This is a genomic window from Haloferula sp. A504, from assembly GCF_044385805.1.
Taxonomy (GTDB): Bacteria; Verrucomicrobiota; Verrucomicrobiia; order Verrucomicrobiales; family Akkermansiaceae; genus Haloferula.
The window spans coordinates 1-14,583 of record NZ_JBISBU010000036.1; the positions used below are offsets into that span (position 1 = coordinate 1).

14 protein-coding genes and 1 tRNA gene are annotated in these 14,583 nt (G+C 64.7%); 11 read left to right on the plus strand and 4 right to left on the minus strand.

Annotated elements, in window-relative coordinates; genetic code table 11:
- The first annotated feature begins 135 nt into the window (after positions 1-135).
- Positions 136-210, plus strand: a tRNA-Val gene (locus ACG2LG_RS15535).
- Positions 211-236: 26 nt separating this feature from the next.
- On the plus strand, positions 237-1,091 hold the full coding sequence (locus ACG2LG_RS15540; protein WP_396260478.1) for a transglutaminase family protein: 855 nt from the start codon (positions 237-239) through the stop codon (positions 1,089-1,091).
- Between the two features lie 23 nt (positions 1,092-1,114).
- On the opposite strand, the gene ACG2LG_RS15545 is transcribed toward ACG2LG_RS15540, so the two are convergent.
- Positions 1,115-2,182 carry a phosphate acyltransferase gene (locus ACG2LG_RS15545; RefSeq protein ID WP_396260479.1) on the minus strand — a complete coding sequence of 356 codons (1,068 nt, stop codon included), beginning with the start codon at positions 2,180-2,182 and terminating at the stop codon, positions 1,115-1,117.
- 76 nt (positions 2,183-2,258) lie between these two features.
- Here ACG2LG_RS15545 and ACG2LG_RS15550 point away from each other — a divergent pair, with 76 nt between their 5' ends.
- On the plus strand, positions 2,259-3,053 hold the full coding sequence (locus ACG2LG_RS15550) for a histidinol-phosphatase (RefSeq protein WP_396260481.1): 795 nt from the start codon (positions 2,259-2,261) through the stop codon (positions 3,051-3,053).
- A 141-nt stretch (positions 3,054-3,194) separates the two neighbouring features.
- On the opposite strand, the gene ACG2LG_RS15555 is transcribed toward ACG2LG_RS15550, so the two are convergent.
- A complete protein-coding gene (locus ACG2LG_RS15555; protein WP_396260483.1) occupies positions 3,195-4,553 on the minus strand; it encodes an alkaline phosphatase family protein in 1,359 nt (452 codons plus the stop codon).
- Between the two features lie 125 nt (positions 4,554-4,678).
- On the opposite strand from ACG2LG_RS15555, the gene ACG2LG_RS15560 reads away from it, so the two are divergent.
- The 6 genes from ACG2LG_RS15560 (at position 4,679) to ACG2LG_RS15585 (ending at position 10,929) form a co-directional block, all read left to right on the plus strand.
- Positions 4,679-5,884: an acetate/propionate family kinase gene (locus ACG2LG_RS15560; protein WP_396260485.1), complete on the plus strand. Its 1,206-nt coding sequence runs from the start codon at positions 4,679-4,681 to the stop codon at positions 5,882-5,884.
- Positions 5,881-7,992: a phosphate acetyltransferase gene (pta, locus tag ACG2LG_RS15565; protein ID WP_396260487.1), complete on the plus strand. Its 2,112-nt coding sequence runs from the start codon at positions 5,881-5,883 to the stop codon at positions 7,990-7,992. Before ACG2LG_RS15560 ends, pta begins: the two co-directional genes overlap by 4 nt.
- Positions 7,993-8,453: 461 nt before the next feature.
- Positions 8,454-9,620, plus strand: a complete 1,167-nt coding sequence (locus tag ACG2LG_RS15570; RefSeq protein WP_396260489.1) for a PEP-CTERM sorting domain-containing protein — start codon at positions 8,454-8,456, stop codon at positions 9,618-9,620.
- A 125-nt stretch (positions 9,621-9,745) separates the two neighbouring features.
- Positions 9,746-10,123: a hypothetical protein gene (locus ACG2LG_RS15575; protein WP_396260491.1), complete on the plus strand. Its 378-nt coding sequence runs from the start codon at positions 9,746-9,748 to the stop codon at positions 10,121-10,123.
- Between the two features lie 156 nt (positions 10,124-10,279).
- Positions 10,280-10,522, plus strand: coding sequence for a type II toxin-antitoxin system antitoxin, RelB/DinJ family (locus tag ACG2LG_RS15580; RefSeq protein ID WP_396260493.1), 243 nt, complete (start codon positions 10,280-10,282; stop codon positions 10,520-10,522).
- Entirely contained in the window at positions 10,519-10,929 is a 411-nt protein-coding gene (locus ACG2LG_RS15585) for a type II toxin-antitoxin system VapC family toxin (RefSeq protein ID WP_396260495.1), read from the plus strand. Before ACG2LG_RS15580 ends, ACG2LG_RS15585 begins: the two co-directional genes overlap by 4 nt.
- A 101-nt stretch (positions 10,930-11,030) precedes the next feature.
- Here the strand turns inward: ACG2LG_RS15585 and ACG2LG_RS15590 are convergent, their stop codons facing one another.
- Complete coding sequence (locus ACG2LG_RS15590) at positions 11,031-11,393, minus strand: helix-turn-helix domain-containing protein (RefSeq protein WP_396260497.1); 363 nt, start codon at positions 11,391-11,393, stop codon at positions 11,031-11,033.
- Positions 11,390-11,698 carry a type II toxin-antitoxin system RelE/ParE family toxin gene (locus ACG2LG_RS15595; protein ID WP_396260499.1) on the minus strand — a complete coding sequence of 103 codons (309 nt, stop codon included), beginning with the start codon at positions 11,696-11,698 and terminating at the stop codon, positions 11,390-11,392. Before ACG2LG_RS15595 ends, ACG2LG_RS15590 begins: the two co-directional genes overlap by 4 nt.
- A gap of 441 nt (positions 11,699-12,139) precedes the next feature.
- Between ACG2LG_RS15595 and glmM the strand changes: the two genes are divergently transcribed.
- Both glmM and ACG2LG_RS15605 read left to right on the plus strand, forming a co-directional pair.
- Positions 12,140-13,492: a phosphoglucosamine mutase gene (gene glmM, locus ACG2LG_RS15600; protein ID WP_396260501.1), complete on the plus strand. Its 1,353-nt coding sequence runs from the start codon at positions 12,140-12,142 to the stop codon at positions 13,490-13,492.
- Between the two features lie 279 nt (positions 13,493-13,771).
- Positions 13,772-14,581, plus strand: a complete 810-nt coding sequence (locus tag ACG2LG_RS15605) for a hypothetical protein (protein ID WP_396260503.1) — start codon at positions 13,772-13,774, stop codon at positions 14,579-14,581.
- Positions 14,582-14,583 lie beyond the last annotated feature (2 nt).

Consider the following 14,583-nt stretch of genomic DNA (forward strand, 5'->3'; position numbering starts at 1 on the left):
CCCTCCACCCCCCTGCCTTTTCAAACCGGGTGACTCCGAGAACAAAAAAGCGGTTGCATGCACGGCCACCGCTTCCGTAGTCTCCCGCGCCGCGACGGAGGGTGCCCAGGCCGACTCCGTTTCGCCCGGCCAAATGCGCGGTTAGCTCAGCGGTAGAGCACCTCCCTGACACGGAGGGGGTCACTGGTTCGATCCCAGTATCGCGCACCATCCTTTCCCGGCCCTCACCCCGCCCCATGCCTGGACCGTCGCCCACTGCCGATTTCGCGACCCTGCTCCGCCTCCTCGACGACGAAACCCCGGAGGTCCGGCAATCGGTGGCCACCGCTCTCGGCTCGTTCGACGGCGATGTGAGCGAACTCATCGGAGAGATCGAAGGCCCGCTCCGCGCGGATCACCTGCATCTTTTGTCCGATCTCCTCCGGCCCGCGAGGCGGGCCCGGCTTCGCCGTGAGTGGATCATCCCCGGCCAGGGCCTCGCCTGCCTGCACGAGGACTGGGATCACAGCGAGTCCATGCTGCGCGTGATCTCGGATTTCCTTCACGACGGCGTGACCCTGCGCCAGCCGCTCGTGGATGCGCTCGATCTCCTGGCGGAGGAATCCGAACCCGCCTTTCTCCGCGGAGGAGCCGTCGGTCTCCTTCAACATCTGCTTGCCGGGGGCACGCTTCGCTGCGACTCGATTGACGAGCTGCAGCCCGCCCATCTCGATCTGGCGGCGGCGGCGAGCGGCCACCCGTCGAACGCCGTGGGATGCGGCGCGGTGACCCTGCTGGTGGCCCGCCGTCTCGGTGCCGCGATCTCGGGAATCAATCTTCCCGCGACCCTCCTGCTGGTCTGCGAAGATGCGCAGGGAGGCACGGTCCATGACCCCGCCTCGCACGGTCGGGAAATCGATCGGGAGGATCTTCTCCACCGGATCAGCCGCCACCCGGATGAGGTCCGCATCCGCTGCGGACGCCCCATCAGCCCGGGAGAACTGCTGCTTCGGGTCGTCGAGGAGCTGGCGTTGTGCTACTCGGCGCTCGAGCAGGATGAAGACGCCGACTTGTTCGACCAATTGGTTGCAAGCTTCAGCACCACGGTCTGAAACCGGCAGGCACGGCACCTTGCTCAGGACACCTCGCCGTCTGGATAGAGTTCGTGCGCCTTGATCGCCTCGACCGCCACCGCGGCGGCGGTTCCGTAAAGGGTATCCTCGGAAGCGGTCCGGGGCACCTGCGCCAGCGGCCGGGCCATCCCGACGAGAAACTGACCGAAGTTCTGCGCCCCGGCGCAATGCTGCAGCAGCTTCATCGAAATGTGCGCCGCATCGAGACTCGGAAACACGAGGACATCGGCCGACTTGAAGCGATTACCCGGAAGCTTCACCTCGCAAGCGGCCGGATCGAGCGCCACATCCGCCTGCAGCTCGCCCTCGATCCGGAAATCCAAAGCCTCCGCGGAGGCCTTCTCGCGGGCGAGCACCGCGGCGGCGGCAACCCTCCGGGCCGGCTCGGTGACCGCCGAACCCTTGGTGGAATGACTCAGCAGCGCAACCCGCGGCGCCCGGCCGAGAAAATGGCGTGCCAGTTTTCCGGTTTCGACCGCAATGGTCGCCAGCTCCTCCACCGATGGATCCGGCACCAGACCCGTGTCCGCCAGAAAAAGCACGCCGTTGCCCCCAAAATGCTCGAGATGGGGCGCAGACAGCGCCGTCACGCCGAAAAGTTTCGGGATCGAAGGCATCGGCTTGATGGCATGGATGACCGCCCGGAACAAGGTCGAGGGCATCGCCAGGTTGCCACCCACCAGCGCGTCCGCCTGACCGTACTGCGTCATCATCGCCCCGAAGTAGTGGGGCCTGCCGACAAGCTCCGCGACCGCCGAGGGCGAACGTCCCCGGTAGCGCGCGGTCTTTTCCAGGCGCGCGCGGAACAGGTCGAAGTCCGAGGACGACGCCGGGTTGATCACCTTCACGAAGCGCATGTTGATGCCCTCGTCGGAGGCCATCCCAAGGATCCGCGCCCGGTCGCCGAGCAGGATAGGCACGACGGCCTGCTCCGCCACGAGACGCTCGGCCACCCGCAGAATCCGGAGATCCTCACCCTCGGTGAAGACAACCCGCTTCGGATGACGTCTCAGCTTCTCGATCAGCGGTTCAATGAACCGGGATGCAGCTTGGCTTGTCGCGTCATTCATCAGAAACTCGACGCAGCCATTCCACCGCGCCCGCGCAAACATTACGGACTGCCTAACTTGCCGCAACCCGAAACCCGTGCCCGCCGACTATCACACCCACACCCCCCTCTGCCGCCACGCCGAAGGGGCGCCGGAAGCCTACATCGATGCCGCCATCGCCGCGGGGCTCACCGAATACGGCGTTTCCGACCACGCCCCGGCACGCCCGGAGCCCTTCGACGACTGGCGGATGAGCGAAGCGGAACTGCCGGACTACCTCGAGTGGATCGACCGCGCCCGCCAGCACGCCGGCGACCGGATCCCGGTGAGGGCCGGCCTCGAGTGCGACTGGCTCCCCGGCTGCGAAGAGTGGATCGCCGATCTCGCCACCCGCCACGAGTGGGACTACCTGATCGGCTCGGTCCACTACCTCGACGACTGGGATTTCGACAACCCGAAGTGGATCGGGCGCTGGGCGGACGAAGACCTGGAGGTCGCGTGGACCCGCTACTGGAGAACCTACGCCGCCATGGCGGCAAGCGGGCTGTTCGACATCCTCGGGCACCCGGATCTCATCAAGAAGTTCTCGCCCGGCCCCTCCGGCGATCTCGACCGTTTCCATGAGCCGGCGATCGACGCGATCGCCGCGTCGGGATGTGCCATCGAGCTCAACACCGCCGGCAGGCACAAACCCTGCACCGAAGCCTACCCGTCACCCCGCTTCCTCGAACTCGCCCGGGAGGCCGGCATCCCGCTGGTCATTAGTTCGGACGCCCACACCCCCGCGGAAGTGGCCCGCGACTTCCCGGCCGCCGTGGAAATCGCCAAAGCAGCCGGATATACCGAGACGCTGCTCTTCGAGAGAAGGAAACGGAGCGTCGAGGCGCTTTGAGAAAGTGGCGCAAAGCTCCTGCTTTGCGAGAGATCGACCAAGCTTCGCTTGGTCGTGGGAAGGAATGTCGGCGTCTTCTTCCCTGCGCGGAGGCAAGACAAAGCCTTGCCCATCCCTCGCAAAGCAGGAGCTTTGCGCCACTCAAGCCATCACCGCGTTGACGATCTCCCCATAGAGATACTCGGCGCTCCGGACGTCACCGCTTCCCCCTAACACCACCGGACGCTCGCCCTCGGGCACGACATCCCGTCCGTGCGAGCCCTTCACCAGGCCGGCATCCAGCGGCACGACCTCCAGCAACCCGCGCAGACCGAGCTTTTTCCTGCCGAGAAACTTCGCGATCTCCCACTTCGGGAAACGCAGCGCCGGATCGATGAACAATTCCACCGGATCATAGCCCGGCTTGCGGTGGATATCCACGGTCCGTGCGAAGTCCGGCGCCTTCGCATCATCCTCCCAGTAATAGTAGGTGAACCAGGCGTCGGCCTCCGCCACCACCACGAGATCCCCCGCCCGCTGCGCACCGACTCCACTGCCCCACATTTCGGCCGCCGCGCGGACCTCCGCGACGCCGGGGACCTCGTCGAGAAACGCCCGGACCCGGCCCAACATGGACGGATCCCGCAAATAAACGTGCGCCACCTGATGATCCGCCACCGCAAACACCCGGCACCCTCCGGCATCGAGGGTTTCCCGGCCCAGCTCCTCCTTGACCTGGATCCAGCCCTGCTCACGGAACAATCGATTGAGGTGGATCGGCCGGCTGACCGGTGAAATGCCGTATTCGGAGACCACGACCGGCCTCACCTTACGAGACTCGTAGTAGTCGATCAGATCTCCCGCAACCCGGTCGATCGCCCCGAGTTCCGCCGTCATCTCCGCCGCCCCCGGACCGAACTTCTGCAGGCCGTAGTCGAGGTGCGGAAGATAGACGAGACTCAGGGTCGGCGACTCGCGCTCCTCGGTCCAGCGCGCTGCCGCCGCAATCCACTCCGAACAGGCAATTCCCGCAGCCGGACCCCAGAACGACGGAAACGGAAACTCGCCGAGATCCGCCTTCACCTGCCCGCGCCAAGCCATCGGCTGGGTGTGAATGTCGAAGACCTTTCTTCCATCCGCCGGATAGAGCGGCCGCGGCGTCATGGTGAAATCCGCCGACGAGTACATGTTGTACCACCAGAAAAGCTTCGCGCAGGTGAAGCCCGGCAGACGCTCCCGGAGTTCGTCCCACACCTTGCGTCCGTGGACCAGGTGGTTGCTCTGCTTCCAGAACCGGACTTCCGCCGACTCCCGGTCATACCAGCCATTGCCGACGATCCCGTGCTCGCGGGGACAGGTCCCCGTCAACATCGACGACTGCGCCGTGCACGTCACCGCAGGAAATGCAGGTCGGAACGAAGACCGGCCCGCCCGCCCGGCGAAGGCCGTCAACCGGGGCATTGCGGGACCGAGCAGGGACTCCGACAGGCCGACGACGTTGATCACGGCGACTCTCTGCATGCCCGCGACTCTCCGCGCTGTGGCCGGTGGCGCGAGAAAAATCGCCCAGCCCGCCCGAAGCGCTGCCCGAACTCCCGGTTGATTTGCGGAGCAATGCGTCCACGATCTGCTTGGCTCTCAAAGACATGGCGAAATCCGAAAAGATCCTGGTCGTCAACGCCGGCAGTTCGTCCCTCAAGCTCGCCATCCGGGAGAAGGCGGAGGCGGAACCGGTGGCCACCGTCCTCCTCGAGTCGCTCGGCACCCCGGCCGCCCGGGCATCGATCCGCGTCGGAACCCGCCATCGCCACCTCGACCTGCCCGACGCCGACCACGACTCCGGTTTGCGTGCCGTGCTCGACACCCTCGCTGCCGAACTCGGGGACCCGCTGCCGATCCGCGCCTGCGGCCACCGCGTCGTCCACGGCGGCGAACGGTTCTCCGGGGCGACCCTGATCACCGGCGACGTGCTCGACGGCATCCGCGCCTGCGCCGAGCTCGCCCCGCTCCACAACCCACCCTCCATCCGCGCGATCGAGGCGGTCTCGCGGCTGATGCCCGACCTTCCCCAGGCCGCCGTCTTCGACACCGCCTTCCACCAGACCATGCCGGCCCACGCGTATCGCTACGCGGTGCCCCGCGACTGGTACGAGGAACACCGCATCCGCCGCTACGGCTTCCACGGCATCAGCTACCAGTATCTGGTCGCCGAGGCCGCCGACCTGCTCGACCGCCCCGTCGCCGAGCTTCAGCTTCTCGCCGCCCACCTCGGCAACGGCTGCAGCGCCGCCGCCGTGCGCAATGGACACGGCGTCGACACCAGCATGGGCCTCACTCCTCTCGAAGGCATGGTCATGGGCACCCGCAGCGGCGACATCGATCCCAACGTGATCGGCTTCCTCGTCGCGCGCACGGAAATGACCGCCGCCGAAGTGCTCGACCGCTTGCAGCGGCAAAGCGGGCTGCTGGGCATCTCCGGCCGCTCGCACGACATGCGCGAGATCACCGAAGCCGCCGGGGCGGGCGACGCCGACTGCCGGCTCGCCTTCGAGATCTTCTGCTACCGGGCGGCCCGCTCCCTGCTGGGTCTCGCCGCAGGACTCGGCCGGATCGACGCCCTCGTCCTCGCCGGGGGCATCGGCGAACACGCCGCACCCGTCCGCGCCCGCGTGCTCGACCACCTCGCGGTTCTCTCGCCCCGGCTCGATGACGGCCGCAATGCCCGCCACGGCCGCGACAGCCGCTGCCGGATCACCACCGACGACTCCCCGCTTTCCGTCCTTGTCGTCCCCACCGACGAGGAGCGCATGATCGCCCGCGAGACCCGGAACCTTCTCGATTCCACCGCATGAAACCTGCTTTCTTCCTCTCGCCTTCTTCGATCGACGTCGGCCTCACCACCGTCTCGCTCGGCCTCGGCCGCGCACTCCAACGCCGCGGCGTGTCGGTCGCCTTCGTCAAGCCGATCGCCCAGCAACGCGCCGATCCCTCCGAGGGAGAACGTTCCGCCGCCTACGCCGAGAGCGCCCTCGGCATCCGCCCCGTCGAACCCATCCCCTACCCCGAGGCCGCCGAATGGCTCCACGAGGGCAAGCTCCAGGAACTGATGGAGCGCATCATCGAGGTCTTCGAGCACTCGACCCGCGAAGCCGATGTCGCGGTCGTCGAAGGACTCATCGTCAATCAGGCCGACCTCGCCTCGGCACGGCTCAACCAGGCCATCGCCCGCAGCCTCGACGCCCGTGTGGTCCTCGTCGATGCCTTCACCGACTCAGACACCAAGGCCCTCGAACACCGCCTCCAGGCAGCCAGTTCAAGCTACGGAGGGGTCCGCACCCGGCGCGTGGTCGGCTGCATCCTCAACAAGGTCTCACCGGAAACCTGCGGCCCGACCCGCGAGGAGTGGAAAAGCGCCCTCAAGGATTTCCGGGAACGGGTGCCGGACTTTCGCAGTGGGACCTTGCAACTCCTCGGTTGCGTCCCGCGCAACCCGGCACTGCTCCACTGCCGCACCCTCGACATCGCCCGCCACCTCGGGGCCCGGATCGCCACCGCCGGCGAGATCGCCAGCCGCCGCGTCACCTCGGTCAAGATGGTCGCCCGCACCGTGCCGAACCTGCACGACACCTTCACCGCCGGCGCGCTGCTGCTCACCCCGGCCGACCGCGACGACGTGCTCATGGCGACCTCGCTCGCCGCGATCAAGGGCATCCCACTCGCCGGACTCGTCCTCACTGGAGCCGACACGATCACTCCGGATCCTTCGGTGCGCGAACTCTGCACCCCCGCCGCCGAATCCGGCCTCCCGGTGCTCCTCGCCGCCGGCAGCAGCTACCGGGTCGTCACTGCCGTCGGCCAGCTCAATACCGAAATCCCCACCGATGACCAGGAACGGCTCGACGCCACCCTCGACTTCATCGCCCGCCACCTGGACTGCGAATGGCTGATCAAGGAAGGCATCGACCAGCAACTCGAAGCCCAGCTTTCGCCACCCGCCTTCCGCTTCCGGCTGGCCGAAAGCGCCCGCGCCGCCAACAAGCGCATCCTCCTTCCCGAAGGCGACGAACCCCGCACCATCGCCGCCGCCGTCAGCTGCCACCAGCGGGGCATCGCCCGCTGCGTCCTCATCGGCGACCCGGAGGAGATCCGCGCCAAGGCTGCCGGGGTCGAGATTCCGCCGGAAATCGAAATCCTCAATCCTGCCGACATCCGCCAGCGCTACGTCACGCCGCTGGCCGAGATGCGCCGCCACAAGGGCCTCACCGAGGCGATGGCCGCCGAGTTGCTCGAGGACAACGTCTACCTCGCCACCGTGATGCTCGCCCTCGACGAGGCCGACGGCATGGTCGCAGGCGCGGTCCACTCGACCGCCTCGACCATCCGCCCCGCCCTCCAGCTCATCCGCACCGCACCGGAGGCCAAGGTCGTCTCCTCGGTCTTCTTCATGTGCCTCCCCGACCAGGTCCTCGTTTACGGCGACTGCGCAGTGAACGCCAATCCCGACGCCGAAACCCTCGCCGACATCGCGCTGCGCAGTGCCGAGAGCGCCGAGACCTTCGGCATCACGCCGCGCGTCGCCATGATCAGCTACAGCACCGGTGAATCCGCCGGCGGCGCCGAGGTGGAAAAGGTCCGGACCGCCACCCGCCTTGCCCGTCAGCTGCGGCCCGACCTGCTCATCGACGGCCCCTTGCAGTACGACGCCGCCGCCATTCCCGAGATCGCGAAAAGCAAGGCCCCCGACAGCCCCGTCGCCGGAAACGCCACCGTCTTCATCTTCCCCGACCTCAACACCGGCAACACCACCTACAAGGCGGTCCAGCGCTCGGCCAAGGTCGTCTCCATCGGCCCGATGCTCCAGGGACTGCGAAAGCCGGTCAACGACCTCTCCCGCGGCGCGCTGGTCGATGACATCATCTACACCATCGCCCTCACCGCCGCCCAGGCCGCCGGGCGGTAGTGGCTGCGGCGGCCCGCCGCAGGCCGTGGAGGCGGCGGCCCGCCGCCTCTTCAGTTCACCCCACCGCAAACCCATAGAAATCCTCCTCGTCGAACCACCCGCCGCGACCGACACGCCTGCTGTGGCCCGGCTTCGTCATGGTTGAAGGGTGATTCGCAAAGCGGAGGCAAGCCTCCGCACTCCAAAGCCTCCGGCATGCATCCCCTGACAGAAGACCCTTCCCATCCCGCAGCGGAAGCCCGATCGAACCTCGTCGCTGTCAAAAACTTCATCTTGCTTCTCCTCCCCACGCTCGCCTCCGGCCCCGATCCCGACGCCGGAGGCGTCGCATTCCGGTAGCCGGTGGTTGAGCGAGGCACGAGCGACACCACCGGATCGCGGTCTCATCCCGAAGCCGCACCCCGGCAGGGGTGCCATGTGGTGGGCGGTTGCCATCATGGAGGACCGAAGCGCTGCCTCTCATGGCAATGACCTTCGACTCTTCTTACCACGATTTCATTCAGCGGGATCTCACGCGGGCCTTGTCGGGTTCTCCTCTTTTCCGGCAGGCCGCGTTGCGGACTGCGAGCTTGGCGGGTGCCTGCATTTCCGGTTTCCTTCATTCCATGCACTTCGCCCCTGCCTTCGGCGGTCCGCAGCGCCGGATCCGCCTCTTCTCCGAGACCTTCCCCTGCCGCACCCGGGCCGAGGTCATCCGCACCCTGGCCAAGCGCCGCATCACCGTCTGGCGAATCACCGGCGCTCCCGGCCGCTGGACGACCTGGTTCCGCCTTCGCGGCCGCAAGGACACGCTGGGTCGCCAAGAACTCTCCACTTCCGTCTGGCGCGGCGTCGAGCGACCGACCCTCTCGACCCAGGCACTGCCTGAAGCTCACCGCCCATGCCATGTCAAAAACCGATGTTTTTGGCATCGCATCATGAAAAATAAAGCATTGTTAGCAGCAGGAATTGCAGGATTAATGGCAGCAGGATCATCTAAAGGAGCTACTGTTGCGAGTAGCGCTTTTCAGAGTGCGGGCTCAACCAATATCGATACATACATTACAAATAATGATAATGCAATCTATAATTCAGCAACTTTTGATCTTGTTGGAACTTATGGTAATCTACTGCAAGCAATTAAAGATAATAATCCTACATATGCTGGACTCGGATTAAATGATATCGCAAGTAATATCGGAACTACAATTCGTTCAAATCCAACTGGTGAAGTTAATAATGGATGGACTTCTGCATATGATATTGCAACTGGGAAGGTTACTTTGGCCCATATTAATGGAATCCCAGGTCTATCATACGATCAATGGAACTCTGCCGTCGCAAATAACGACATGATGGCACTCACTTTCAACTTTGGCAACATGCTCGACTTCAACGATAACGGTGTCACAGACTTCACCGAACTCCTCCAACCAACAGGCACAACATATACTAATGGTTTTCGAGGAATTGAAGGTGGATTACAATATGGTGGAGATACACCAATGTTTGAATTGGCGAACATTCCTGAACCATCATCTGCATTACTAGTAGGAATTGGTGGACTAGGACTCGCTATGCGACGACGACGTGAATTTCGCTCCGCGTTTCCTTCCGTGAGCAAGGGGAGCGGGATACGAGCCGCGTAGGCCCCAGATTCCGCAGGTTTCCTTCCGTGCTCCGGGTTCCAGGCGTGGGGTGATTTCGATTTCCATCCGGGACTTTTTGATAAGCTCTGGATTGTCAATATCCCCGGTTCTGACATCCTCTTCCCATGTCAACGACGCATGAATTGACGATCCAGTTCCCCACGGGCCTCGAACCTGGTGAAGAACTCCTGCAAATCGCCCGCGAAGGAGCGGAGCGGGCCCTGCGCGAGGCGGCGGACCTGCAAGCCAAGGTCAGGGACCTCCAGGAACTCGGGATCGACATCACCCTTGCCGAGTTGCTGCGCAAACGCCGCGGAGCCTCCCCCAAGGCCGCATCGTCCGCCACCCGCCGCACCCGGCTGACGCCTGCTGAGAAGGACGAGATCCTCGCCGCACTGAAGTCCGGCACCCCGGCCACCGCACTCGCCGAGCGCCACGGCCGTTCGCTCGGCACCATCATGAACCTCAAGCGCCAGGCTGGCCTCACCCGCCCACGCAGGTGAAGGGATGACGGACACTCCCCTGGCACTCCGAAGCTCACAGAGCGAAGGCGGCTGTCGATCTTCATCCATCCCGGACAAGTGCCCTATTTCTCACCCCTTTCCGGCCGAACCACCCGCACCTTGACGCCACCCGCGAGAACATGTATTCGTTTTTGTATGACAAAGGTTTTGACAGTCCGGATCGACCCGGCGCTGCTTGAGAAGGCAGAGGCACGGGCGGCTCGGCTTGGGCTGGATCGGGCAAAGTATGTGCGCACGCTCATCGAAGAAGACCTCGCCGCCGGTGACGAGCCGTCCGGTCCGGGCTTCGCATCATCCGACTTGGCGGGCATCTACGAGGGCACCGGCAAGGCGGCCACCAACGATGAAGCCCGCGCACGCCTGCGCCGACGGCGGTGAAGGAGATCGCCGACACCGGGCTGATCGTCGCGCTGCTGTTCCGCAACGATCCGTTTCATGCGTGGGCCCAAGAGGCCTTCCGCAAGCATGCGCCCTTCCTCACCTGCGATCCGGTCCTCACCGAAGCGGCGAGTTTCTGCCCCGACCCGGTCGCGGTGCTGAAACTCGTGACCCGCGGGGACCTGATCCTCGATCCCGATTTCTCGCTCGACGAGGAAGCATCGCACCTCGCGTCGTTGGCAGCCAAATATGCCGATCGTCCGATGGATCTCGCCGACGCCTGTCTGGTCCGCATGAGCGAGCGGCATCCGAGATGCCGCATCTGGACGGTGGATCGCAACGACTTCGCCACCTACCGCCGCCTGGGGCGCCGCGCGATCCCCTGCGAGTTCCCTCCAGCGGGCTGACGGGGCACCAGGACCAGCGGTGATGAAACCGGCACGGCTGCTCATCCGCCCCCGCCCACCTCATCGCCGGGGCGCACATCGGCGGCTGATCCCGTCAGATTTCACGACGACGACGCCTCACGGACGATGGCAGGATGTTTGGCGGCGATCTTCAGGAGCGTACGGGCGGCACCGCTCGGCCGGATGGTTCCCCGTTCCCATTTGCGAACCGTGCCCAGGGAAACGCCGAGCATGCGGGCGAACGCTTCCTGGGTGAGGTTGATTTCCCGGCGGATCCTGGCGGCCTCGGTTTTCGCTTCCCACGCGCGGGCCTGGGAGGTCCGGTATGCTTCCGGGTCGAGGGCCTTGCGCTCCACGCTGCCATCCGGGCGCTTGGTGACCTTCCAGACGCGGCCCGCTTGGATTTCCCCGCGCTCCATGGCCAGGGCTTCACGCTCGAGGGTTTCGATTTCACGCTTTTTCATGGGTCCAGTTCGGTTTGGATTTGCTGAATTTCGGTCTTGGAGAGATTGGATTGATCCGATTTCTCGTAGATTCGGCAGAACTGGATTTTCTCCGGCTCCACATACCAATAGTAGATCACGCGCGAACCGCCTCGTTTGCCCTTCCCGCCGGTGGCCACACGGATTTTCCGCAAGCCCCTGGAACCCGGAATCAGATCGCCCGCATCCGGCCTGTCGATCAGGAGGTCTTGCAGTTCGAAATAATCCTGCTCGCGGAGGATTTGCTGCACGGCCTTCGTGAACGAGGGCGATTCGCTGAAGATCACACCGGGCAATCTGCCCACGGAGCCAGGACGCCGCAATGCAAAAGTGAGCAATAAGGGTATTTAGCCTTCATCGCCGAGCTCAAGGCCGGCACCCCCGCCACCGACCTCGCCGAGGGCCACGGCCGCTCGCTGGGCAACATCATGAACCTCAGGCGCCGGGCCGGCCTCACCCGCCCGCGCAAGTGAAGCGCAGGGCTCAAAGTGGCTGCGGCGGCCCGCCGCAGGCCGTGGTGGCGGCGGCCCGCCGCCTCTTCGCGACGGGATGTGCGGCGGCTGTTCATCAATTCGGGGGAGGTCGATGGCATCACGCGCTCTGTCCCTGTCCGGGTGGCTTGAATGTTCACTTCTTTGTGAACAAAATCACTCAAGCACCTTTTACGACCTCCTCCTGAACCCCTTTTTGAGTTGATTGTTCACTTCTTTGTGAACACTCTCATATCCATGAAGCTTTTCGGAACGGACGGCATTCGTGGCCGGGCCAATGAATTCCCGATCACCCCTGAGGTGTCGCTCAGTGTCGGTCAGGCGGTCGCCACGGTCCTCCGCAACAGCGACCCCCGCCGCAACCGGGTGGTGGTCGGCAAGGACACCCGGATCTCCGGCTACATGTTGGAGACCGCGCTCACCGCCGGCCTCGTTTCCTCGGGCATGGATGTTTATCTGCCCGGCCCCCTCCCCACCCCGGCGATCGCCCACCTGACCAAGTCGATGGGCTGTGCCGCCGGCATCATGCTCACCGCCTCCCACAACCCCTTCGAGGACAACGGCCTCAAGATCTTCGGGCCGGATGGCTTCAAGCTGAACGACGAACTCGAAGCGAAGATCGAGGGTCACATTCTGGGCGAGGAGGGCGAGACCCACACCGTCCCCCCCTCCGAGATCGGCAAGGCCTACCGCATCGACGATGCCCGCGGGCGCTACATCGAGTATGCCAAGCAGACGGCGGACAACATCCCGCTGCACGGACTGAAGATCGTGGTCGACTGCGGAAACGGGGCCGCCTGGTTCATTGCCCCGCTCATTTTCCGTGAACTGGGTGCCGAGGTCATCAAGACCGGCTGCACCCCGGATGGCCTGAACATCAACGACGACTGCGGTGCGCTCCATCCCGAGCACGCCGGCGAACTCGTCCGGGCCCACGGCGCCGACCTGGGCATCTCCTTCGATGGCGACGCCGACCGCGTGATCTTCACCGATGCCAGCGGCACGCCGGTCTCGGGCGACCGCATCCTCGCGCTCAGCGCCCTCGCCCTCAAGGAACAGGGCCGCCTCCGCGGCAACACCATCGCGGTCACCGTGATGAGCAACCTGGGCCTCCACGACGCCATGAAACAGCACGGAATCAAGGTGCTGACGACCGCGGTCGGGGATCGAAACGTGATCGAGGCGCTTCGTGCCAACAACCATTCCTTTGGAGGCGAGAACTCCGGGCACCTGATCTTCGCCGACCATGCCACCACCGGCGACGGCATCCTCTCGGCCCTGCAGGTGCTCGCCATGATGAAGCGTCGGGACGCGACACTGGCCGAACTGGCAAACTGCATGACCGAGTTCCCGCAGAAACTCGTGAATCTCCCGGTGAGTTCGAAGCCTCCCTTGGAAACGCTGCCGGAATTATCCAGGACCATCGCCGATGCCGAGGCTGCCTTTGGCAACTCCGGGCGGCAGTTGATCCGCTACTCGGGCACCGAGAACAAGATCCGGATTCTGGTCGAGCACCGGGAGGAAAAGGTGGTCGAGGAATGGACCGGCCGCTTCATCCGCGCCGTGCAGAACGAACTTGGAGCCGCCTGAGCCACAGCCAAAAACTGCTCCACCGAGATGTTTCGCATGATGAATGGGATGGAAGTGCATGATTGTCGCAACGGGTTTCACCGGCGCTCATGGGTTGGAGTCTTGGAACGGCGACAGCGGATGTGGCCGGGGCTTCCAGCCCCGTCGCCATTCCTCGAACTGGATGCGGCGACGGGCCTGGAAGGCCCGGCCACGGCCACCGCGGCATGACCGGTTTCATCGTTCCCTCCCTTCCATTGCATCGAGCAAGCATCCCCGGAAATCCCACCTCCTGAAACCATGCCCGTCTTCGACACACGATCCATCCGCGACTTTCCCATCGGCAATATCCCGCTGCGCGACCATCACGCGACCCTCCCCAAGGACTGCTCCATTCATCCGGAGGCGTGGATCGACGCTCGGGATCTGGCGGCCCTGGCCGATCAAGGCGAAGGATCCCTCATCGACGAATCCGGGCTTCCTCTCGCCTGGTTCAGTGAAAGCCCTGCCTCGGGCCCGGCCCTTCAGGCATCGAATTCCTTCGTCATCCGGCACCCGTGGGACCTGCTCCGTGCCAACGAACTCCACGTCTCACTCCTCGCCGAAAGCTGGATCCCGGCTGACCTGAGCCCCTTGGTCTCCATCGACGGCTGCGTCCGCATCGGCGAGGGGACCAAGCTGCTTCCCGGAGTGGTCATCGAGGGCAACGTGGTCATCGGCGCGAACTGCAAGATCGGCCCCAACTGCTATCTTCGTGGCAATACGTCCATCGGCGACCACTGCCACGTGGGCAACGCCGTCGAGATCAAGAACTCCATCCTGCTTTCCCACACCAATGTCGGCCACCTGTCCTACGTCGGAGACTCGGTGCTCGGCGAGAAGGTCAATTTCGGAGCCGGCACCATGACCTCCAACCTCCGCCACGACGGCAGGAACCACCGCACGATGGTCGGCGAAACCCTCGTCGATACCGGACGCCGGAAATTCGGCTGCATCGTGGGCGACGGCGTGCATACCGGCATCAACACCTCCATCTACCCCGGCCGGAAACTCTTCCCCGGCACCTCCACCCTGCCCGGCGAGATCGTCCGCCGCGACGTGCATGCCTGATC

What these genes read in the sequence shown, in the direction of transcription:
- ACG2LG_RS15590 (WP_396260497.1), bottom strand. Translation starts at nt 11,393, where the DNA reads ATGAAAAAGCGTGAAATCGAAACCCTCGAGCGTGAAGCCCTGGCCATG.
- ACG2LG_RS15555 (WP_396260483.1), bottom strand. Translation starts at nt 4,553, where the DNA reads ATGCAGAGAGTCGCCGTGATCAACGTCGTCGGCCTGTCGGAGTCCCTG.
- ACG2LG_RS15560 (WP_396260485.1), top strand. Translation starts at nt 4,679, where the DNA reads ATGGCGAAATCCGAAAAGATCCTGGTCGTCAACGCCGGCAGTTCGTCC.
- glmM (WP_396260501.1), top strand. Translation starts at nt 12,140, where the DNA reads ATGAAGCTTTTCGGAACGGACGGCATTCGTGGCCGGGCCAATGAATTC.
- ACG2LG_RS15575 (WP_396260491.1), top strand. Translation starts at nt 9,746, where the DNA reads ATGTCAACGACGCATGAATTGACGATCCAGTTCCCCACGGGCCTCGAA.
- ACG2LG_RS15605 (WP_396260503.1), top strand. Translation starts at nt 13,772, where the DNA reads ATGCCCGTCTTCGACACACGATCCATCCGCGACTTTCCCATCGGCAAT.
- ACG2LG_RS15580 (WP_396260493.1), top strand. Translation starts at nt 10,280, where the DNA reads ATGACAAAGGTTTTGACAGTCCGGATCGACCCGGCGCTGCTTGAGAAG.
- ACG2LG_RS15540 (WP_396260478.1), top strand. Translation starts at nt 237, where the DNA reads ATGCCTGGACCGTCGCCCACTGCCGATTTCGCGACCCTGCTCCGCCTC.
- ACG2LG_RS15570 (WP_396260489.1), top strand. Translation starts at nt 8,454, where the DNA reads ATGGCAATGACCTTCGACTCTTCTTACCACGATTTCATTCAGCGGGAT.
- ACG2LG_RS15545 (WP_396260479.1), bottom strand. Translation starts at nt 2,182, where the DNA reads ATGAATGACGCGACAAGCCAAGCTGCATCCCGGTTCATTGAACCGCTG.
- pta (WP_396260487.1), top strand. Translation starts at nt 5,881, where the DNA reads ATGAAACCTGCTTTCTTCCTCTCGCCTTCTTCGATCGACGTCGGCCTC.